20 protein-coding genes are annotated in these 21,252 nt (G+C 69.3%); 11 read left to right on the top strand and 9 right to left on the bottom strand.

Going from position 1 to position 21,252, the window contains the following annotated elements; translation table 11 throughout:
- Positions 1-28: 28 nt before the first annotated feature.
- The 5 genes from R2B38_RS00585 to R2B38_RS00565 form a co-directional block, all read right to left on the bottom strand.
- Entirely contained in the window at positions 29-883 is an 855-nt protein-coding gene (locus R2B38_RS00585) for a fumarylacetoacetate hydrolase family protein (protein ID WP_318014392.1), read from the bottom strand.
- Positions 880-2,472 (bottom strand): FAD-dependent monooxygenase, encoded by a 1,593-nt coding sequence (locus R2B38_RS00580; RefSeq protein ID WP_318014391.1) that lies wholly within the window; start codon positions 2,470-2,472, stop codon positions 880-882. The genes R2B38_RS00585 and R2B38_RS00580 overlap by 4 nt, the downstream gene beginning before the upstream one ends.
- Positions 2,469-2,963, bottom strand: coding sequence for a VOC family protein (locus R2B38_RS00575; protein ID WP_200680073.1), 495 nt, complete (start codon positions 2,961-2,963; stop codon positions 2,469-2,471). The genes R2B38_RS00580 and R2B38_RS00575 overlap by 4 nt, the downstream gene beginning before the upstream one ends.
- 45 nt (positions 2,964-3,008) lie before the next feature.
- A complete protein-coding gene (locus R2B38_RS00570; protein ID WP_318014390.1) occupies positions 3,009-4,562 on the bottom strand; it encodes a carotenoid oxygenase family protein in 1,554 nt (517 codons plus the stop codon).
- A 62-nt stretch (positions 4,563-4,624) separates the two neighbouring features.
- A complete protein-coding gene (locus tag R2B38_RS00565) occupies positions 4,625-6,088 on the bottom strand; it encodes a benzaldehyde dehydrogenase (protein WP_318014389.1) in 1,464 nt (487 codons plus the stop codon).
- Between the two features lie 141 nt (positions 6,089-6,229).
- On the opposite strand from R2B38_RS00565, the gene R2B38_RS00560 reads away from it, so the two are divergent.
- Together R2B38_RS00560 and R2B38_RS00555 are read left to right on the top strand one after the other, a co-directional pair.
- Positions 6,230-7,114, top strand: coding sequence for a nuclear transport factor 2 family protein (locus R2B38_RS00560; protein WP_318014388.1), 885 nt, complete (start codon positions 6,230-6,232; stop codon positions 7,112-7,114).
- A 63-nt stretch (positions 7,115-7,177) separates the two neighbouring features.
- On the top strand, positions 7,178-7,795 hold the full coding sequence (locus R2B38_RS00555) for an NADPH-dependent FMN reductase (protein WP_318014387.1): 618 nt from the start codon (positions 7,178-7,180) through the stop codon (positions 7,793-7,795).
- A gap of 82 nt (positions 7,796-7,877) precedes the next feature.
- On the opposite strand, the gene R2B38_RS00550 is transcribed toward R2B38_RS00555, so the two are convergent.
- Positions 7,878-8,783: an alpha/beta hydrolase gene (locus tag R2B38_RS00550; RefSeq protein WP_318014386.1), complete on the bottom strand. Its 906-nt coding sequence runs from the start codon at positions 8,781-8,783 to the stop codon at positions 7,878-7,880.
- Between the two features lie 88 nt (positions 8,784-8,871).
- Here R2B38_RS00550 and R2B38_RS00545 point away from each other — a divergent pair, with 88 nt between their 5' ends.
- Positions 8,872-9,354, top strand: coding sequence for a MarR family winged helix-turn-helix transcriptional regulator (locus tag R2B38_RS00545; protein WP_318014385.1), 483 nt, complete (start codon positions 8,872-8,874; stop codon positions 9,352-9,354).
- 99 nt (positions 9,355-9,453) lie between these two features.
- Here R2B38_RS00545 and R2B38_RS00540 read toward each other — a convergent pair whose 3' ends face one another.
- Positions 9,454-10,398 (bottom strand): LysR family transcriptional regulator, encoded by a 945-nt coding sequence (locus R2B38_RS00540; RefSeq protein ID WP_318014384.1) that lies wholly within the window; start codon positions 10,396-10,398, stop codon positions 9,454-9,456.
- A gap of 80 nt (positions 10,399-10,478) precedes the next feature.
- Between R2B38_RS00540 and R2B38_RS00535 the strand changes: the two genes are divergently transcribed.
- Positions 10,479-10,844: a hypothetical protein gene (locus R2B38_RS00535; RefSeq protein WP_318014383.1), complete on the top strand. Its 366-nt coding sequence runs from the start codon at positions 10,479-10,481 to the stop codon at positions 10,842-10,844.
- Positions 10,841-11,803: a serine/threonine dehydratase gene (locus tag R2B38_RS00530; protein ID WP_318014382.1), complete on the top strand. Its 963-nt coding sequence runs from the start codon at positions 10,841-10,843 to the stop codon at positions 11,801-11,803. The genes R2B38_RS00535 and R2B38_RS00530 overlap by 4 nt, the downstream gene beginning before the upstream one ends.
- 86 nt (positions 11,804-11,889) lie before the next feature.
- On the opposite strand, the gene R2B38_RS00525 is transcribed toward R2B38_RS00530, so the two are convergent.
- On the bottom strand, positions 11,890-13,281 hold the full coding sequence (locus R2B38_RS00525; protein ID WP_318014381.1) for an MFS transporter: 1,392 nt from the start codon (positions 13,279-13,281) through the stop codon (positions 11,890-11,892).
- 279 nt (positions 13,282-13,560) lie between these two features.
- Positions 13,561-14,262 carry a TetR/AcrR family transcriptional regulator gene (locus tag R2B38_RS00520; protein ID WP_318014380.1) on the bottom strand — a complete coding sequence of 234 codons (702 nt, stop codon included), beginning with the start codon at positions 14,260-14,262 and terminating at the stop codon, positions 13,561-13,563.
- Between the two features lie 130 nt (positions 14,263-14,392).
- Here R2B38_RS00520 and R2B38_RS00515 point away from each other — a divergent pair, with 130 nt between their 5' ends.
- The 6 genes from R2B38_RS00515 (at position 14,393) to R2B38_RS00490 (ending at position 21,166) form a co-directional block, all read left to right on the top strand.
- A complete protein-coding gene (locus tag R2B38_RS00515; protein ID WP_318014379.1) occupies positions 14,393-15,688 on the top strand; it encodes an acyl-CoA dehydrogenase family protein in 1,296 nt (431 codons plus the stop codon).
- Between the two features lie 36 nt (positions 15,689-15,724).
- Positions 15,725-16,300, top strand: coding sequence for a flavin reductase family protein (locus R2B38_RS00510; RefSeq protein WP_318014378.1), 576 nt, complete (start codon positions 15,725-15,727; stop codon positions 16,298-16,300).
- Between the two features lie 73 nt (positions 16,301-16,373).
- On the top strand, positions 16,374-17,672 hold the full coding sequence (locus tag R2B38_RS00505) for an acyl-CoA dehydrogenase family protein (protein ID WP_318014377.1): 1,299 nt from the start codon (positions 16,374-16,376) through the stop codon (positions 17,670-17,672).
- 108 nt (positions 17,673-17,780) lie between these two features.
- Positions 17,781-19,136, top strand: coding sequence for an acyl-CoA dehydrogenase family protein (locus R2B38_RS00500; protein ID WP_318014376.1), 1,356 nt, complete (start codon positions 17,781-17,783; stop codon positions 19,134-19,136).
- Positions 19,133-19,648: a nuclear transport factor 2 family protein gene (locus R2B38_RS00495; protein ID WP_318014375.1), complete on the top strand. Its 516-nt coding sequence runs from the start codon at positions 19,133-19,135 to the stop codon at positions 19,646-19,648. Before R2B38_RS00500 ends, R2B38_RS00495 begins: the two co-directional genes overlap by 4 nt.
- 186 nt (positions 19,649-19,834) lie before the next feature.
- Positions 19,835-21,166 carry an acyl-CoA dehydrogenase family protein gene (locus tag R2B38_RS00490; protein ID WP_318014374.1) on the top strand — a complete coding sequence of 444 codons (1,332 nt, stop codon included), beginning with the start codon at positions 19,835-19,837 and terminating at the stop codon, positions 21,164-21,166.
- Positions 21,167-21,252 lie beyond the last annotated feature (86 nt).

Genomic DNA, 21,252 nt, shown 5'->3' with positions numbered 1-21,252 from the left:
AGCGCAGGTGTCTCCCGCCTGCCTCAGGTCACAACCGGTCCTTGACGACGCTGTTGCGCAGCTCGCCCACACCCTCGACGAACGTGACCAGCTGCTGCCCGGGGCGCAGGAAGACCTTGGGGTCGCGTCCTGCTCCCACTCCGCCCGGTGTGCCGGTGGCTATCAGGTCGCCGGGCACGAGCGTGATGATGGTGCTGATGTAGGCGATGATCGCGGCGACGTCGAAGAGCAGGTCGGACGTGTTGGACTTCTGCATGGTGTGGCCGTCCACAGTGCATCCGACGGTCAACCCCGATGCGCCCGGGGGGAGTTCGTCCGGAGTCACGAGCGCGGGACCGACCGGGGTCGTCGCCTCGAACGTCTTCCCGGAGAGGAACTCCCGGGTGCGATGCTGCCAATCCCGTACGGTCACGTCGTTGACGACGGTGTAGCCGCCCACGTGGGCGAGCGCATCGTCTCGGGTCACCCGCCGGGCGCGCCGTCCGATGACGACACCGAGCTCCGCCTCCCAGTCGAGGTCGTCGCTGACGGACGGCATGTGGACATCGTCATGGGCACCCACCAACGACCCGTCGTACTTGGCGAAGAGCGTGGGGTGCGTCGGGGTGGGGCGGCCCATCTCCTTGATGTGCGTGGCGTAGTTCAGGCCCAGGCACACGATCTTGTTGGGATGCGGGACGACGGGAGCGAAGGATGCCCCCTCCAGTGGCATCCGCTTGCCGTCGGCCGCCGCGGCGCGGTGGTGCCAGTCCTCTCCGCTCGCCAGCAGGGCTCCGACGTCCTGGTACGGCAGCAGGACCAGTTCGTCGCCGTCATGGCGGGCAGCGGCAGTAAGCAGCACGTCGGAATCGGGAGAGGGCAGACGGACCGTACTCAGTTTCATGACAGTTCTCCTGAGAGAGGGGATGTAGCGGCGGCGAGGGTCTGTGCCGCTGTCGAAGTCGCAGGCTTTTCAACGAGATGGGGGAGGGCTGGAGCGGCGAAGCGTTCCAGGTGGAGGGCAACGCGTTCGGCGTCGGCGGCGTCGAAGACCGCGGCCACCAGCCGGTCCGGCCGGACCAGGACGAAGTGTTCGGTGAACCCGGCGAACAGGGCGTCGGCGCGGCCGTCCGCGGCTGCGATTCCGATGCGCCCGGGATGGTCGCTCGGCGCACGGTCGTCGACGGCCATGTGCGCGCGGCGATCCGCCGGCAGCCCCGCTTTCCCGACGGTTGCCCAGTCGTCCTCCGAGACACCTGCTCCGAGCAGGCTCCAGCCGGGGCCGAGGACATCGTCGAGCCGAGCGATCCGGCGTGCGGTGCCGTGCAGAACCTGAGCCTCGGGGAGTTCTGCACCCACCAGTGGATCGGTGCGATCGCGTAGGGGTGGGACGAAAGCGCCGGTCCGGACGGGTGCGTCCGGGTGGTGGTGCGCGTTCCCGAAGCAGCGTCGCCCCCAAGAGGTTCGTAAGGCCGTACGCACGCACAGGTCGCGCAAGCGGGCGCGTGCCGTGCCGGTGGTCGTCACGATGCCCCCGAGCGGGACGGAGCGCTCGACCGCGGCCCGCAGGTACGGCCTGCGTTCCGCGTCGTAGGTGTCCAGCAGCGCGTCTCCGCCACGCCCTGTCAGCACCTCGGCCAGCTTCCAGCACAGGTTGGCGGCGTCCCGCAGGCCGGAACCGAGTCCATGGTCGGCGAAGGACGGCATCAGGTGCGCGGCGTCGCCGAGCAGGAAGCAGCGTCCTTCCCGCAGCCGGTCTGCGAGCAGTGCGTAAGAACCGGAAGCCACGACGCGATCGACTTGGGCGACCGTGATCTCGCGGTAGGGGCGCAGCAGTTCACGCACCAGAGCGAAGGGCGGAGACGACCCGGGAGCGCATTCTCCGTGCGGCAGCCGGAACTCGTACCGGCACCGGCCGCCGCTGCCCGGTACCACGACGGCGGGGTGGCGCGGGTCTTCGTGACGCATGGCGTAGAGCTGGTCGCCGGGGTCGTCGAGCGTGTCGACCACCAGCCGGACATCGGGAAAGCTGTGGCCCTGCATGGGGATGCCCAGAAGCTCACGCACCGTGCTCCGGATACCGTCGCAGCCCAGGACGTACGGCACGTCGAGGGCCGTCGCGGCTTCCCCGCCGAGGGTCGGTCCGAGCCAGGCGCGGACACGGTCGGTGTACTGCCGCAGGGAGAACACGCGGGTACCGAAACGGGTATCGACGGTGGGAAGCCGCACCAGTTCGGCGAGGAGCACGCGTTCCAGGTGGATCGCCTCGTCCACGCCGGCGCGCCGCAACATGCGCAGGCACTCGGCGTCGAGGCTGGTCGCCGTGGCGTCGTCGCCGACGTCCGCGTTCCGCTCGACGAGCAGGACGCGGACACCGGCCGAACCGAGAAGGTGCGCCGCGGTGAGTCCGGTGGGACCGGCCCCGACGACGAGGACCTGCGGCTGCGCACCGGGATCCCGGAGCCCGCGGCGTCCCGAGGACGCCACGGTCATTGAACCGGCTGGTAGGCGGCGCCACCGTCGGCGAGAAGGCGCTCGGCTTCGGCGAGCACGGCGGCGGGATCCTGGTCGAGATCGATGGTCTTGCGGAACGGCTGACGCACGTCGCGGTCGATGCGCAGATAGACCTCGTTGCGGTTGCCCTCGGGATCGAAGAAGTAGATGCCGATGGCGTTTCCGTGCGTGACCTCCTGCTGCACGTCGATGCCTTCGGCACGGAACCGGTGGTGGAAGTCGATGATCGTCTCCAGTGAGTCGACCCGCCATGACACCTGGTGGGTCAGCTTGGACCCGGGCGGTGCCGTCCGGCCCCGCTGGAGCACGAACTCGTGGTGCTCCTCGTCGGGCCGCGAGGAGAAGAACACGATGCCGAGTTCCGTGTCCTCGTCGGTCACGGTCAGCCCCATGACGCGGGTGTAGAAGTCACGCATCGTCTCCAGGTCGTCCACCCAGAAACCGGTGTGTCCCAGGCCGGTGATAGCCATGGACCTCTCCTTTCAGAACGTGGAACGCGCAGTGCGGTAGGCAGGTCAGTTCGCGGCGCCGCGGGCGGCCACGGCGTGATCGAGCGTGGTCTGGTCGGCCCAGTTGCCGTGGAAGCCGAAGGGCACGCGGCTGGGCAGCTTCACCCGGGCCAGCGGGGTGCGCCGCAGGTCGGCGGCATCGTGGACGAGGAGTTCACTCAGGCCGGTCTCGCGGTCCCACCACAGGGTGAGCAGGTAGCCGTCGTCCTCGGCGGTGGCGTTCTCCCGGGCGACGAAGACCGGCTCGCCCGGGTTGGTGAGGTGGTCCGGTCCCTCGACGACCGTGGTGCGGTCGCGCAGGTGGTCGTGCTTGGCGAGACCGTCGCTCATGGTGTCGTCGGCCAGGTAACGGGTGGTGACGAAGTATCCGTAGCGGTGGGGGCGGCCGGTGTAGGCGTCGTTGATCCTCGGGAACTCTCCGGCGACGCCGCCGACCATCTCCTCCGTCGCCCGGCCGGTCGCCAGGTCCACGCGCCAACGGTGGGGGAGCGAGGGCGGGAACCAGGAGTGGGACGTCACCGGAGTCTCCAGCCGGTCGGCCGGCGTGCCCAGGCGGGTGATGCGGTGCCCGTCGACGACGACGTGGCCGTTCTCCTCGTAGGCGTTGTAGAAGTGGGTGTTGGCCCACTGGCCGCCCACCTCGTGCCAACTGACGGCGTGTGTCCGCCGGTTCATGAGCACGATCTGCACGCCGTGCGGCAGCGACGCCTCGTCCCAGACCACGCCCGGCTCGCCCCGCATGATGTGGTCGAGGCGGAACTGGGCCGGTGTGACGAAGAAGATCGCGTAGTTGTCGCTGACGGCGAAGTCGTGCATCAGCACCGGCACCTTGATGTCGAAGCTGTGGCTGTCGACGACCTGCCCGGTCTTCACGTCCGCCCGGTACCAGGTGATGGTCGGCCCGGTGGCGGCGAAGAAGAGCATGTCGCCGCTGTCGGGGTCGATCTTGTAGTGGGCGGTGCACAGGACGTCGATGCCGCCGCGGAAGTCGTGGGTGCCGTACGTCTCCAGGGTCTCGGGGTGCATCGAGTACGGCAGGCCGCCTTCGAAGTAGACCAGCAGGTGGTCGTCGAAGATGCCGACGTTGGTGTTGGCGACGTTCTTCGCGGGTGGCGCGCCCTGGGGGAGGGGCGCCGTACTCCCGCCGTTGGCGAAGCCGCTGTAGACCGCCTCGCCCTGCTCTACCTCGAACTTCATGGAGTCCGTCAGCACCCAGCGGGTGCGGTAGGCCGCGCGCCCGTCACGCAGGTAGATCCCGCAGACCATGCCGTCGCCCTCCCACCAGTGGTAGCGGTCGGGATCGCGCGGCGTGAAGCGGGGGTTGGAGGAGATACGGAACAGCGCCCCGGCGAGGTCGCCCGGGATCTCGCCGTCCACGTCCAGGTCGTACGCGCTGCTCTCCTCCGTCCAGGGAGTGAACGGGCCTTCCAGGAACTTGTTGCCGGGCGCCCAGCCGGCCGCGTCCTGGGCGAGTCGTGGGGTCGGCGGGTGTGCGGTGGCGCGCGGGGCGATGGTCATGGGATCGGGCAGGGACGGACCCGGCCGCGAAGGAGGTGTCATCGGGATGCTCCAAGTGCGGGTGGAACGGGGGTGGGGTGCCGGGGCGGAGACCGGAACGGGGGTCAGAAGGGGTAGTCGGGGATCTCGCCGCGGACGGTGACCCACTGCTGTTCGGTGAAGGCTTCGAGGTTGGCGACGCTCCCTCCGTGGCGGGAGCCGTTGCCGGACTCGCCGACGCCGCCGAACGGGACGGTCGCCTCGTCGTTCACGGTCTGGTCGTTGATGTGGACCAGTCCGGTGGGGATGCGGTCGGCCAGCGCCAGGCCCTTGGCCACATCCCGGGTCAGGATGCCTAGCGAGAGCCCGTACTCGGTGTCGGTGGCCAGCCGGACGGCTTCGTCGAGGTCGTGAAAGGGCACGACCGGGGCGACCGGACCGAAGATCTCCTCCGTGTAGGCACGGGCTTCCAGCGGTACGTCGGCCAGCACCGTCGGCCGGTAGAACAGGCCTTCGTAGGTGCCGCCGGCCGCCAGCCGCGCACCGGTCGCCACGCTGTCGGTGACGATGGCGTGGGCCGCCTGCAACTGCCGGTCGTCGATCATCGGACCCAACGCGACCTGCTCGGTGGCCGGGTCCCCGACCGGGGCGGCGTTCGCGTGCTGGGCCAGCAGGTCGGCGTACTCCCCGGCGATCGAGGCGTGCACCAGGTGGCGGCTGGAGGCCATGCAGACCTGCCCGGCGTGGTGGAACGAGCCGAACGCGCCGGCCGAGACGGCCTTCTCCAGGTCCGCGTCGTCGAGGACGATCAGCGCCGAGTTGCCGCCGAGTTCCAGGTGGACACGCTTCAACCGGTGCGCCGCCGCGGTGGCGATTGCCTTTCCGGCCCGCGTGGAGCCGGTGAACGCGATGACGGGCACGCGCGGGTGCTCCACCAGCGCGGCACCTACGTCCGCGCCGCCGGGCAGCATGTGCAGCACGCCGGCGGGCAGGCCCGCCTCCTCGAAGACGCGGGCGATGGTGACGCCGCCGCAGATGGCGGTGCGCGGGTCGGGCTTGAGTATGACGGCGTTGCCCAGCGCCAGGGCGGGGGCGATGGCGCGCATGGCCAGCACCATCGGCGCGTTGAACGGGGAGATCACCCCGACCACGCCCACCGGGCGCCGCCGCGCGAACGACAGCCGGTCCTCGATGGACCGCAGGACCTCTCCGTACGGGGCCGCCGCCAGCGCCGCGGCCTCGTAGCACTCCTCGGCCGCGCCGTTGGCGGTCTGGAAGTCGGCGAACGGCCTCAGGGCACCGGACTCCCGCACGATCCATTCCGCGATCTCGGCATGGTGCTCCTCGAACAGGCGCGCCGCCCGCCGCAGCACCTGGGCCCGCTCGACGTAGGGCCGCGCCGCCCAGTCGCGCTGCGCCCGCGCCGCACGCTCCACGGCCTGCTCCAGGTCGGAAGGCGCGGCGGAGCCGACTCGGCCCAAGGTCTTGCCGGTGGCCGGCTCGGTGGAGTCGTACGACTCCCCGGCCGCCTTGATCCAACCTCCCGAGAAGATCCGCTCCTGCCAGGCGCCGGCATCCAGAAACGTCATGATGTCCCCTTCTCCGCAGGACACCTCTCAGTGTCCTGTTATTCCGAACAGATGAGTCAATTTGTAGGACACTCCCGCTCGTCGAGGGAAGTGCCGAGGTTCAGGTTGACTTGAACTGCACGGTACAGTTTAGATGGGCGTATGGCTACATCACTTGAGCGAAAGCCACGGATCAACAAACTTCTGGTCGGTCGGTTCCTCACCGATGTCTTCGGCGCGAGAAACGCCGAAGCGGTCACCGACTACGTCACCCCGGACCTGGTCCAGCACGGTGCCGACGTAGCTGACGGCGCGCAGGCGTTCGCCGAGTTCCTGCGCCGTGAGTTCGACCGTGGACCGATGGCCGGGCAGGGTGTGACCGATGCCTCCGGGCCGCGGGAGCCGGTGTTCGTCATCGGGGAGAACGACCTGGTCTGCGTCTGCCACTACCTGCCGCAACCGGACCCGGACGCCCCCGGCACCAGCTTCGACCAGTACACGTTCACCACCTACCGGATCCGAGACGGACGGATCGCCGAGCGATGGCCGTCCGTCAACAAGATCGCCCCGCCGAGTCCCCCCGCGCCGGGTACGCCGACGCGCGCGACCGCCGTGTCGTCCTCCCCTTCGACGGACATCGAGGTCAACAAGCGCCTGGTCCTGGACTTCTATCGCTGCGTCTTCGACGCCCAGAACCCCGATGCGGTGAAGGAGTTCGTCGCCGCCGACTACCTCCAGCACGTGTCCCACTACCCGCCCGGCCGGGCGGGGCTGGAGGAGTTCGTGCGCAGCCGATTCCCGAACGGCCCCCTCCCGCCGCCCGCCGAGCCGCTCATCCCGCCGGCGCTGATCGTCGCCGAGGGCGACATCGTCGTCATCGCCGCGCTGCTTCCTCAGGCCGAACCCGACGGAAGCGGCGCGCTCTACCCGTACTACATGTACGACGCCTACCGCGTGCGCGGGCGACAGCTCGTCGAGCACTGGAGCGGCATCACCAAGTCCGCCCCGCCCATGCCTCCCGGCCCTCCGCCGACCGGCCGGCCCTGACCGGTCGGCGGCTTTCTCGGCCCGTTCGTACTCGAACACGGAAATCCTCAGAAAGGCTCAACCATGCCGAAGTTGCACGTTGTTGTCGGAAGCACCCGTCCCGGCCGGCTGGGACTCCCCGTCGGCCAGTGGGCGGCCCAGACGGCGAAGGAGCACGGGGGTTTCGACGTCGAACTCGTCGATCTCGCCGAGATCGGCCTGCCGCTCCTCGATGAACCCGGTCATCCGCGTGCGGGTCTGTACGCCCACGAGCACACGCGCCGGTGGAGCGCGACGGTGGACGAGGCCGACGCATTCGTGTTCGTCACGCCCGAATACAACTCCGGCCCTCCGGCCGCGCTGCTGAACGCCCTTTCCTTCCTGTACTCGGAATGGCTCCACAAGCCCGTCGGCTTCGTCAGCTACGGGGGCGTCGCGGGTGGCCTGCGCTCCGTGCAGGTGCTCAAGCAGGTCGCGACGGCGCTCAAGATGATGCCGGTTCCCGAGTCCGTGGCCATACCGTTCGTCTTCAAGCACGTGGGTGAGGGCGGTTTCCGGGCCGATGAACCGATGGAGGCCGCGGCCACGATGATGCTCGACGAACTGCTGCGCTGGACCGAGGCACTGCGTCCCCTGCGCCTGAATCCCCCGCAGGCCCCCGCCGGGCCGCCGGCGCCGGGAGCCCCCGCGTCGCGGGTCTAGCCGTAGCAGATCGTGCGCCGGGGCGGCACCAGTTCGGTGCGCTGCCGGCGCGCGATGATGCTCCCGGCGGCTGGGGCGGCTTTCAGTTCGGCGACCCCGTTGAGGCGACTCCAAGGGTGTCGAGTTTTTCGTAGAAGGACAGGAGGCCGTCCGCGAGCCTGTCGGGGGCTTCCATCGCCGCATAGTGGCCGATCCCCTCGATGGAGAGGGGGCTGACGTCCTCGGCGACCTGGCGCATGGTCGCCGGGGTGAACTCGCCCGATCTGCCGCCGACGGCGAGCACGGGCGTGGTGAGTTTCCGGGATGCCAGTCGGCGGATCTCGTCGCCTTCGCGGAGCATCGATCGATACAGTCCGGCCGCACCGTTGAACGCGTCGGGGCGCCTGTAGGAGCGGGCGAGTTCGTCGATGTCGTCGTCGGTGAACGCGTCGGGGATCCTGCAGAGCGACGGGATCGCGTACTGCGCGAGGAACGCCCGTTCCCGTCCGGCCAGCAGCATTTCGGGGATGCCCGGGGCGGCGAGTACGCCGATGTGCCAGGCGCCGCCGTGGGCGACGTCCGCGAGTGTTTCGAGGCCGAACCCCGGCAGCCCGGTCTCGATGGCCGCATAGCTCCGTACGAGGTCGGGGCGGGTGGCCGTGACGCGGAAAGTGGTGGGGCCGCTGATGTCCTGGCCGGTGAGGTGGACGGGGCCCGCGTCGAGCCGCGCTATCAGTTCACTCAGGTCCTGGGCGGCGGTCGCGCTGTCGTGCGCTGTGGTCGCGGTGGCGGAGTCGCCGAAGCCGCGAAGGTCGGGGACGAATACGCGGTGGTGCCTGCTGAGCGCGGGGATCAGCTTGTGGAAGACCCACCAGGTCTCGGGGAAGCCGTGGACCAGCATGACGGCAGAGCCCTCGGTCCCGGCCGATATGTAGTGCAGTTCGGTTCCGTTCAGGCTGACCTGGTGGTGTTCGACGCCCGGGATGGTGGCGCCGGTGGTGAGAGTCATGGTTCTCCTGAGGTCGATCGACAACATGGTTGTCAATCTATAGGTCGACAACATGGTTGTCGACCTTCGTTCTCGTATGCTTCGTCGCATGGCACGTTCACCGGGCGCTGAACTCGCGCTTCTTCTTCTTGGCGGCTTCCAGTCGATGGTGGACGACGTACACGGAGAGCTGGAGCACCGCGGGCACCCGGGCGTGCGCGCATCGCATGAGTTCGCCCTGCGCGCCGTCGACGAGGGAGCGGACACGGCCTCGGAACTCGGCCGCCGGCTCTCGGTCTCGAAACAGGGCGCCGCCAAGACGATCACCGCGTTGGAGAAGCTCGGATACGTCGAGCGGGAGCCCGACCCGGGCGATGGCCGCCTCAAACGGCTGCGGGTCACCGACCGCGGCCACGACATGATGACGCTCGGCGCCTCGCTCTTCGACGAGGTGCGCGAGCGCTGGGCGGCACAGATGGGGCCCGAGCAACTCAAGGCCCTTGAAGCACACCTGGCCCGGCTTGTCGCGAGTCGGCCGTCGAGCGTCGAAGCTGCGGCACGCTTCAATGAGGACCTCGGCGAGGCCACCTGAGAGCGACCGATCGCCGGAGGCCGTCGGCCGCCCCGCGGTGACAGCCGTCGGCGGGATTCGAGCGATTCGCGGACGTCGGCGCCCGCTTCAGGCTTCGTCTCAGGCTTCGTCAGCGAGTGTCTCTTGCGCGTCGGAACCCGCACCGACGTCACGGCTCCGGATCGTCGCGGCCGCACGGCGCAGTTCGGTGAGCACCGTCCGTACGGCTCGCCGTGCGACACGTTCAGGGCGGTGGAGCACGTCGATACGGCGTCGGGCGTGCACGCCACTGAGCGGTCTGAGGATCACTTCGGGGTGCGGGCGTGTAGTCCAGCGGGGCATCAGGGCCACGCCGCCCCCGGCGGCTACGACTTCGGCCACCACCGCGAATTCGTTGATGCGATGGGCGATGTCGAGCCGCCGGTTCGCGGCGGTCGCGATGGCGTCGACGGTGGCCATCAGCGGGAAGCCGTCGTCGACGGTGATCCAGGGTTGGCCCGCGACGTCTCGCGGGGTGAGGCGTCGTCTGGCGGCCAGGGGGTGGTCGGTCGGCAGCGCGATGTCGAGCGGTTCACGCAGCAGCGTGCCGGCGGTGACCGTGCCCGGCCACGGCGGCGCTTGGTCGAGGCGGTGGGCGAGTACGAGGTCGTAGTCCCGGGTCAGACGCGGGAAATGGTCCTGCGCGACGTCCTGGTCGGCGAACGAGAGCCGCGGGCGTCCGGGGCCGGCCTGGGCGAGCAGCAGGGGGAAGAACGACGCGGCCGCACTGTGGAAAGCCGCTACCGACACAGCCGCGTCCGGCTGGTCGACGAACTCCTCGATGGTGTGCCGCGCCCTGGCCAGCGCGGTCTCCACCTCGATCGCCGCACCGGCCAGGGCTTGCCCGGCATCGGTGAGCACCAACCGCCGTCCGGCACGCTCGGTGAGTGGGACCGGGATCGAGCGCTGCAGCAGCCGTAGCTGCTGGGAGATCGCGGAGGGAGTCATCAGCAGCGCCTCGGCGGTCGCGGTGACGCTTCCCAGTTCGCCGAGTTCCCGCAAGATCTGTAACTGCCGTTCATTCATCGTCTCAATGTAGTGATGCTTCAGGAATGTTGAAGAACCTCGCCCTTGGCTTCAGGGTGCAGAGAGCGCAGCGTATGGGCATGACCAGTGACAACGGCACTTCCAACGGCCCGGACACAGGTCCCGGCTTGGCGGGAGTCGTCCGGGCAGGCGTGGTGCAGGCCGCCCCGGTTCCGTTGCCTGCGCACGCGGTGCCCGTCCAGGATCAGGAGGCCCTGCTGACCGAGGACCTCGACATGGCACTGATCCCACGCGCCCGCTACGACTTCGACCCCGTCGGCCACTACGCACGGCCCGACGTCTTCCGCCTCCATGTGGACACCACGGAACGCCGCGCCGTACGGACCAACGACCGCCTGAGCCTGTCCACTTCGGCCTCCCTGCCCACCACGTTCACCTCATCGCGTGCCACGCCTGGCCCCGGCGCCCTTGGACACCACCCATGAATGCACAGCCCGTCACTATCCCCTCCCCGAAAGACATCGCGTCGGCGGCCGAACGGATCCGTGCCGTAGTGCGCCGTACCCCCGTGATAGGGGTGGCGGCCGGGGAACTGGACGTGCCCGTCCCGGTGGCTTTGAAGCTGGAGTTCCTCCAGCACACCGGCTCCTTCAAAGTCCGCGGCGCATTCAACGCCCTCGCCCACCTGCGCGCCGCGGAATCCGGCGCTCCGGCCGCTGGCGTCTGCTGCGCGTCGGGAGGCAACCACGGGGCCGCCGTGGCCTGGGCGGCACGAGAAGCGGGCCTGCCTGCCACGGTGTTCGTGCCCGACTTCTCGCCCAAGACCAAGACCGGCATCATCGAATCTCTCGGCGCACGCCTGCGCCGCGTCGACGGCTTCTACGCCGACGCACGCGCGGCCAGCCAGGACCATGCCCGGCACGAGGGCGCCTTCCACATCGACGCCTTCGACGCCCCGGAGACGGTGGCAGGGCAGGGCACGCTCGGCCTGGAACTCGCCGAGCAGATACCGGAGGGGCAGCCCGTGCTGGTCGGGTGCGGTGGAGGAGGCCTGTACGCGGGGGTCGCCCTGGCGCTGGCCGGACGCAACCACGTGATCGCGGCCGAACCGTCCTCGGCGCCCTCGCTCACGGCGGCGCTGGAGGCGGGGAAACCAGTGGACGTGGAAGTCGGCGGGATCGCCCTGGACAGCTTGGGTGCCCGCCGGGCGGGCCGCATAGCCACCGCCGTCGGCCTCTCGCTCGGCATGAAGACCCTCACCGTCGCCGACGAGGTCGTCGCCGCCGCCCGCGCACTCCTGTGGCAGCGGCTACGCATCGTGGCCGAACCCGGCGGAGCCACCGCACTCGCCGCGCTGCTCGCCCACCCCGAACACTTCCCGGACGGGGCCACCGTCGTCGTCTCAGGAGCCAACACAGCACCGGGGGCGCATCTTGACGGCTGAGAAGCCGCTGCCGGACCGAGCGGATACGACACCCGGGAGGTCACGCGCAGCGCGTGACCTCCCGGGGTCCTCTGTGCAGGCGACCGTCACAAGTTGGCCGTGCGGTCATCGGTGAGACTGGGTGACTGTGCGTCTGCGTCCGGGTTCTTGGCGGGGCTCGGATAACGCGGCAGGAAGAGCGACAGGGCGAGGACGATCAGACTTACGGCGGTGAGGGCGATGAGCGTCGCCGTGTAACCGCCCGTGCTGTCCGCGACTCCCTGCGCCAGCACGGGGAAGAGTCCGATGCCGACCAGACTGACGATGCCCAGCGTGATGCCCTGGATCTGGGCGAAGGCCCGCATACCGAAGTAGCACCCGACGAGGAACGGTCCGGTGGTGGACTCCGCGCCGGTCACGACACCGAGCAAGGCCATGGTGAGGAACAGGGCCCACATGCCGCCCGTGGCGGCGAAGACCATGACCGTGCCGAGCACCAGGCACACCATGAACGGAACGAAGGCACGAGGTGTGCGCGACCGGTCGAGGACCACGCCCGCGAGGATCTGCCCGGCGAGGGAGGCCACCAGCATGACCGACACCGACAGGGACACCTCCGTAGGGGAATAGCCCCGCCCGCCGAAGAGGGACACGGCGTTCAGACGCACACTCATCGCCACGCCCGCCGCCACGGTCAGCACCAGCACCATGTACCACCAGGCCCGGCTCTTGAGCGCCCGGCCGAGGGGGAGGCCGGGCAGTTCCTTGTGCGCGGGCAGCCCCCTTCCCTTCCCCGGTACGACGTTCTTACGGTCCAGCGCGGCCGACGCGGGCTCGTACATCAGGAAGTACTGGGCGGGGAAGGCGATCAGCAGGATGGCTCCGCCGATCAGCAGGTAGGTCGTCCTCCACCCGAGGTGGTCGATGGACAGTTGACTCAGAGGTGACAGTGCGGCACCGGCGAGGCTGGAGGTGGCGCCTATGAGTATGGAGTAGCCCAGCCCTCGGTGGTGGGGGAACCACTCCGAGACGACCTTGTACACCACGCCGAGGATGGAGGTGTAGCCCAGGGCCGTGCTCACCAACAGGAGCCCGGTCAGTACGACGCCGTTCGCGCCCACGAGCGCCACCGCGGCCGTCGCGATGGCGTAGAGGGCGGTGCCGGGAACGGCGACCGCCCGGGCGCCCCAGCGGTCGACCAGACGGCCGGCCAGGGGCAGCACGAAGGGGGCGGCGACGGTGGGAATGTTGAAGATGCTCAACGTTTCCGAGGGGGACCAGTTGAAGTCCCTGGCGACCGGGGCGATGAGGAATGTGACGGTCGTGACGAGAGCGGGGGGACTCACGACCATGGCGAGCACGCAGGCGATCGCTGCTTTCCACGCCGGTGTGGGGTAGCCGCGCAGTGCGGACAAGGACTCCCGCAGGGTGGCGGGGGAAGGGGCGTCCGGCTGACCGGGCGGAGCGAATTCGGGGTGGGGCGGGGATGGGGACATCATCGTCCTTCCTCAAGCAAGGAGATGGCTGCCGCCGGCTGAGCGGGCGGGGCGGCCTCGTGCTGCCAGTGGCTTGCTGAGGCGCCGAGTGCTGAGCGGCACTCCGATTGATGAACTGTACGGTCCAGTGCAGCTCATCGGTCAAGAGGCCTGCATGAGGTGATTTGCCATGATCGCCCCGCGGGGGAGCGCGGAGGTCGAGCGTGCGGTGGCCGGTGCTCGCCGGTGATGCTCAAGGGTGCCGTGGCGCGGAAGGTCTGGCCTGCCGCGCCACGGCGTAGCTCAGGAGGTCGCCCGCGACAGTCGGGGGAAGACCTGACTCATCGCGGAATCCGGGGCGTTCGGAAGGTCGTCGGCGCGCAGGCCTTGCAGGAAGATCGTTGTAGTCCATCGGGCGTACGCCTCGAAGTGCGCCGGGTCGCGGTCGGCCTCCGGATCCAGCAGCGCGTCCATCTGTGGTCCGGCCGCCGTCATGCGCACGAACAGTCCTGCGTACGCCTCCGGGTCGGGCAGGGTGTAGCCGCGCTGCCGTGCGTCATCGCGCAGGGCCACGGCAACCAGGTCGACGACATGAGGTACGCCGAGGGACCGAATCGCCTCGGTCAGCTCGGGGCGGCGGCCCGCTTCGACGGTCAGGACGCGAATGAAGGCCAGATAGGTCGGAGCGGTCGTTGCCTGGAGGAGCTTCAGGACGATCCGGGCCAGCCTCTCGTGCGGGTCGTCGACGGAGGCGAGCGTCGTCTGATCCAGGTCGAAATCGAGGGAGGCCCCTCCGCGGGCGATCACCGCGCGGAACAGTTCCAGCTTGTCGCCGAAGTGGGCGTAGACGGTCGTCTTCGAGACGCCGGCCTTGGCTGCCACGGCATCCATCGAGGTTTGATCGAAACCGAGTTCGAGGAACAGCTCGACGGCCGCGTCGAGAATGGGTGCCCGCTTGCCTCGCCCGCTCGAACCTGCGCGCTGGGGGCGCTCCCGCTCAGCCATCTCACTCCTCGCTGAATCCCGGCCCTGGTGGGAACCGGTACGCATCTCATCGCTTGACCTTTCACTGAACTCTACCGTACGGTTCAACTGAACTGGACGGTGCAGTTCAATCGAAAAAGGAAGGCTCTCCATGAGCAAGCCACACTCTGCGACCCCTCCCGGAGCCGACATCACTGCGTCGACCGAGCGGGGCTCCTCTCCCCGCCTCAGCGACCGCGGGCGGCAGATCCGGGACCGGACGCGCGCCCTCACCTCTCTGTTGCGGGAGGAAGCACAGGAAGGAGAGCAACTCGGCGCCCTGCCTCCTGAGACGCTCAGAGCGATACACGAAGCGGGTGTCTTCAAGATCGCCCTTCCTGGCGAACTGGGCGGCTATGCCCTCGGGGCGCGAGACACCGTGGAGATCATCACGGCACTCGGCGAAGGCGACGGATCCGCCGCCTGGACGGTCTTCGTGGCCGGCGGCATCCGCAATGTCCTCGGCTTCCCCCAGCAGACCGTCGACGAGGTCTTCAAGGAGATCGACACCTGGATAGGTCCGCTGGTCGTCGGTGCCTCCGTGTTCTCCACGAGCGTGGGATCGGCACGCCGAGCGGACGGCGGGTGGCTGGTCTCCGGGAAGTGGGCGTTCGGCAGCGGGTGCAAGCACGCTGCCTGGGCTGCCGTGGGAGTGACCTACGAGGACGCCGAAGGCCGACCGCACCGGGGGATGGCGCTGCTGAGCCGCGAGCAGTACACGATCCTGGACGACTGGAAGGTCATGGGCCTGAAGGCCACCTCCAGCAACAGCATCACCGCCGAGGAGGAGGCGTTCGTCCCCGGCCACCGCTTCGTCGACCTGGCCGACTTCCCCGCGGTCATGGACAGCGTTCGGGAGCGCTACGCAGGCCTCGGATTCCGCAACGACACACGCGCGCTCATGCTGATCACCTGCCTCAGCAACGTGGCCGTCGCGCTGGGCATGGCCCGCGGCACGCTGGACTGTTTCGTCGAGCAGGCGAAGGTCCGCAAGCCGTTCAACCTGCCCTACCCCACGGTGGCGGACATGCCGTCGACCCAGGTGGCGGCTGGTACGGCCCGCGCGATGATCAACGCCGCGGAGGCCACCATCCTCGGCCACGCCGACGAGGTGGACCGCCGCGCCCTGGCCGGGACCGAGTTCTCCGGCGCCGAGGAGTCCGAGATCACGATGGACCTCGTCTACGCGGTGCGGCTGTGCGCGGACGCCATCGACAAGCTCCAACTGGCCATCGGCTCCTCCACGGTGAGTCTCAAGAACCCGATCCAGCGCTTCGCGCGGGACGTGCGCGTGCTGGCCACTCATGGCGCGATCCGCTTCGACCCGCTGGCCGAGCTGAGCGGCCGCCAACTCCTTGGACTCGAACCGTTTCCCATGTTCGCAGGCGGCGTGCCCCAAGTGGGCTGAGCCGACCGCCGCACAGGAAGAAAGAACGTGATGACCATGTCGATCAATGAGCGCAGGTCCCCTGAGCACACGGGGGTGGGCTTGGGTCTGGAGCCGCAGCCCACCCCCGTGGCACCGACGGACGCGCAGGCCCTGCGGGAAGCGTTCGGACGTTTCCCGAGCGGGGTGATCGCGGTGTGCGGGATGGTGGACGACCGCCCTGTCGGAATGGCGGTCAGCTCCTTCACTTCCGTATCGCTGGCCCCGCCCCTCGTCTCGGTGTGCATGCAGACCTCGTCCCGCACCTGGCCCAAGCTCAGGGAGCTGCCATGGCTGGGCCTGAGTGTCCTGGGCGAGCAGCAGGGTGAGGTGTGCCGCGCGCTGGCAGGTGCGGAGGAGACCCGGTTCGCCGACGTGCACTGGGAGACGACCGGAGAAGGAGCGGTGGTCCTTCCGGGGGCGGTCACCTGGTACACCTGCACGCTCCGCGCCGAACTCCCGGCGGGCGACCACACCATCGCCCTGCTGGAGATAGATCGCCTCTGGACGCTGCCGTCGGCCGAGCCCCTGGTCTTCCACGGAAGCCGCTTCCGGCGGCTCGACGACAGCGACAGGTCGGCTGTCGCCGCCTGAGAGGGCCGCCACCAACTCACCCACCCCTACAGATGAGTTCGTTGTATTCGCTCAATCTCAATGAGGAGATCCGATGTCCGAGCACATCGCCCCGGAGGTCAGGGCCGTCGAGTCGCCGTGGTTGACCGACGCCGGACGTGAGCTGCGCGACTGGGTCCAGGACCTCGTCCCTCTCATCCGGTCGCAGGCGCGTGAGGGGGAGCGGATCGGGGCGTTGACCCCCGACGTGCTTCAGGCGCTGGACGAAGTAGGCGTCTACCGCATGACGATGCCCGTCGAGTGGGGTGGCAGCGCGTTGGGCGCCCGCGACCTCGTCGAGGTCGTCGCGGCCTTGGGCGAGGCGGACGGCTCGGCCGCCTGGAGCGCCTTCGTCGGCGTCGGACTGCGCAACTTCCTCGCCCTGCAACCGCAGGTGGTCGAGGAGATCCGCAAGGACGTCCAGGGCTGGGTGGGGCCGGCACTCGTCGGCGCCTCCGTGTTCGCGACCACGGTCGGCAACGCCCGCAAGGTCGACGGCGGTTGGCTGGTCAACGGTCGCTGGGCCTTCGGCAGCGGCTGCAAGCACGCCCGCTGGGCGCTGGTGGGAGTCGCCTTCGATCCCGCGGAAGGCGGCGGCACCGGTCGCGGTGTCGTGGTGCTGGAGCGGGAGCAGTTCGAGATCCTCGACGACTGGCACGTCATGGGGCTCTCCGGAACGTCCAGCAACAGCCTGCGGGTCACCGAGGACATCTTCGTCCCCGACCACCGCTTCCTCGACCTCGCGGAGTTCCCGCCGAGGCTCGATCAGATCCGACACCACTACAGCGGCGCCGCCTTCCGGCAGAGCGGCCGAGCGCTCCTGATGACGGTGGCGCTCAGCAGCACGGCTATCACGCTGGGCATGGCGCGCGGCGCGCTGTCCTGTTTCGCGGAACAGGCCATCAGGCGCAAGCCGTTCACCCTGCCCTACCCGAGCGTCGCCGAGATGGCTTCGGCGCAGGTGGCCGTCGGGCGCGCGCAGGCGATGATCGTCCTGGCCGGCTCGACGATCGAACGCTACGCGGACCAGGTCGACGCGCGCACCGACGCCGGGCTCGAATTCGGCGACGACGAGGAGTCGGAGATCAGCCTCGCGCTCGCGTACGCGGCGAACCTGTGCGAGGACGCCATCAACCTCCTCCAGAAGACGCTCGGTTCCTCGACCGTCTCGCTGTCCAATCCGATCCAGCGATTCGTTCGCGACGCCCGCGTGGTCACCTCGCACGGCGCGATCCGCGTCGACCCGCTCGCCGAGCAGAACGGCCGACGCATCCTCGGACTCAAGCCGTTCCCCATGGTCGGCGCCGCGGTGCCGCAGCGGGGCGTCGACGCCCCGCCCTCCCCACTGGGTTGAGCCGACGCCTCCTGGCGACCTCGCGCTCCGTTTTCCCGACCTGTCCTTCTTCCGCCTACAGAATGCACTGAACTGTTCAGTGCATGTTAGAGAAATCATGGTGCTTCGATGACTGCAATACCCCCGCCGCCCGCCCTTGATGGCCAACTGCCGCCGATGCCACCCCCGCCGCCCGCCTCACCCGTGGTCTCCCCGTGGATCACCGACGAGGGCCGCCGGATCCGCGACCGCGTGCGCGGGCTCATCCCGCTGATCCGCTCTCAGGCCCGCGAGGGAGAGAAGATCGCGGCGCTCACCCCCGAGGTGCTCGAAGCGATCGACGACGCCGGTGTCTTTCGCATGTCCATGCCCGTCGAGTGGGGCGGGTACGGCCTCGGAGCACGGGACCTGGTCGAGGTGATCGCCGCGCTGAGCGAGGGCGACGGCTCCGCCGGGTGGGCCGGGTTCGTCGGCGTGGGCGTGAAGAACGTGCTCGCGATGGATGCGCAGGTGGTCGACGAGGTGCGCGCCGAGACGGCGGACTGGGTCGGGCCGGCCATCGTGGGCGCGTCCGTCTTCGCGACCAAGGTCGGCTCCGCCCGTGCCGTCGACGGCGGCTGGATGGTGCAGGGCAAGTGGCCGTTCGGCAGCTGCTGCAAGCACGCGAGCTGGGCGCTGGTCGGCATCGAGTACGACCCCGCCGAAGCCGGCGGGAGCGGACGCGGCATGGTCGCGCTCCGCCGGGAGCAGTACGAGATTCTCGACGACTGGGACGTCATGGGTCTGTCGGGATCGGCCAGCAACAGCCTTCGCGTGCAGGACGAGGTGTTCGTCCCGGCGCACCGCTTCATCGACCTCGGTGATTTCCCGCCGCGGCTGCAGCAGTTGCACGACCGCTACACGGGCTTCGGCTACGGGCAACGCGGCCTGGCGCTGCTGCTCTGCGCGACGCTCGCGAACCTCGCGATCACCCTGGGCATGGCCCGGGGCGCGCTCGACTGCTTCACCGAGCAGGCGAACAAGCGCAAGCCGTTCACCCTGCCCTACCCCACGATCGGCGACATGGCGTCCGCCCAGGTCGCGGCGGGCAAGGCACTCGCGATGATCAACGTCGCCGCCGCGACGATCGAGGGCGCGGCCGACCAGATCGACGCGCGGACCGCGGAAGGACTCGACTTCACCCCGCCGGAGGAGTCCGAGATCAGCCTCTCCATCGCCTTCGCGGCGAACCTGTGCGAGGACGCGATCAACCTCCTACAGAAGACGATCGGCTCGTCCACGGTGAGCCTGTCCAACCCGATCCAGCGGTTCGTCCGCGACGCCCGCGTGCTCACCTCGCACGGCGCGATCCGCATCGACCCGCTGGCGGAGCAGAACGGACGCCGGCTCCTGGGCCTGGCCCCCTTCGCCATGATCGGCGGCGCCGTCCCCGAGCGCCGCGCCTCGACAGACCCGTCCCGAGACAAGGAGCCCATCCGCGCATGAACGACTTCAGCATCATCGACGGCGTCGCGCACATCAACGACCCCGCGCTGTACGACACCTGGCTCGACCGCGAGGACTACAAGGCGGCCGTCGCCCAGGCGGACACGCCCGAGCGGACCGCCGTCAAGCGTCTGCTGGTCGACTTCGAGGCGGACCTCGCGCGCATGGTGCGCGACGGCACCGTGCAGGAGAACGTCGAAGACGTGATGAAGCGTTACATCGTCGAGGACTACGTCCAGCACGACCCGAACGCCCCCGGCAACGGCCGGGACAACATCATCGAGCACTTCCGCCACGTCCCGACCGGTCACGGCACTCCGCCGCCGGTGGTGAGCGTGGTCCTGGAGGGCGAACTGGCCTGCGTGATGATGAAGCAGCCGACACCGGACCCGGAGAGCCCCGGGGAGACCTACGACTGGTACATCGTCACGGTGTTCCGCGTACGCGACGGCAAGCTCGCCGAGCACTGGAGCGCCTTCCGCAAGATGGCCGCGCCGCTGCCGGGGACCTAAGGGGCGCGCTCGGTCCAGTCGCCGACCGTCGCCGCAGCTCCCGCCGTCGCTCTCGAAGGCCCCTCCCTCCACCCGTCTTGGACGCAGCCGGGCCGAGGTGCTGCCGCCCCGCATCGCGACCGCCCGCCACCCGTGCGCAGCGATGAACGCGTCGGCGATGCCCAAGGATGAAGAAAGAGAACTGAGATGACCATGACGTTGCCCAAAGTGAGCAGGTTCCCCGAGTCGCCCCATATCAGCGAGGAGGGACGGCACATGCGCGACGCGGTGCGCGCTGCGGCGCCCGGCCTCGCCGAACGTGCCCGCGAGGGCGAGTTGCTGGGCACGCTCGCACCCGAGACAGTCTCGGTGCTGCACGAGATCGGCGTCTTCCGCATCACCATCCCGGTGGAGTTGGGCGGGTTCGCCCTCGGTGCCCGCGACACCGCGGAGGTCGTGCGTGAACTCGGCCGCGTCGACGGGTCGGCCGGCTGGACGGTGATCGTCTCCAGCGCGTCCCGTAGCGCGCTCGCACTCGACGACCGTGTGAAGGACGAGGTCTTCGCCGACATCGACACCTGGCGGGGACCACTCCTGTTCGGCGCCACCGTTTTCGCCCCGAAGGTCGGCGACGGCCGCAAGGTCGAGGGCGGCTGGATGGTGAAGGGCAAGTGGGCGTTCGGCAGCGGCTGCAAGATCGCGAAGTGGGGCTCGGTCGGGTTCGAGTACGACGACCCCAAGACCGGCGAACGGCGTCGTGCGATGGGACTGCTCTCCCAGGACCAGTACACGATCGTCGACGACTGGCAGGTCATGGGCATGAGCGCCACGTCGAGCAACAGTGTGCGGGCCGACGAGGAGGTGTTCGTCCCCGAGTACCGCGTCATCCACACCATGGACATGCCCGCCCGCATGGACGCTCTGCGCGGCAAGTACCAGGGACTCGGGTTCATGCACTCCGCGACCGGAACCATGGTCGCCACCACGACGGCCTTCGCGGCGCTCGCCCTCGGCATGACCGAGGGCGCACTCCGCGCCTTCGTTGAACAGGCCGCCAAGCGGCCGCCGTTCAACCTGCCCTATCCGACCATGGCCGACATGGCCTCGACGCAGGTCGTGGCCGGCAAGGCGAGGGCCGTCATCAACACGGCCGCGGCGGTCATCGAGCGCCAGGCGGACGAGATCGACCGGCGTGCGCTGTCGGGCGAGGACTTCCACCCGTGGGACGAACCGGAGATCACGATGGACCTCGTCCATCAGATCCATGCCTGTCTCCAGGTGATCGACGGGCTGCAGCTGGCACTCGGTTCCTCGACCGTGGGCCTGTCCAACCCGATCCAGCGTTTCGTCCGGGACGTGCATGTGCTGGCGACCCACGGCGCGTTCCGGATCGACCCGATGGCGGAGATCAACGGTCGGGACATCTTCGGGCTGGAACCGCTCCCGGTGATCGCCGCCCTGGGCTCGCCCCCGCCCGGAAAGCTGCCCCCGCACGCGGCCAACGGCAGCGTCCCGGGCCCGGTGCCACGCCCCGCGTGAACCGAGCGGCGGTGTCTCCGCCGGCCCTGTTGTCCGAGTCGATCGCGCGTCGGTATCGGTGCGCGATCGGACTCAACAGGCCGACG

The organism is Streptomyces sp. N50 (assembly GCF_033335955.1).
Taxonomy (GTDB): Bacteria; Actinomycetota; Actinomycetes; order Streptomycetales; family Streptomycetaceae; genus Streptomyces.
Note: the sequence above shows the minus strand (reverse complement) of the source record. Positions and strands in the feature narration are given on the sequence as shown.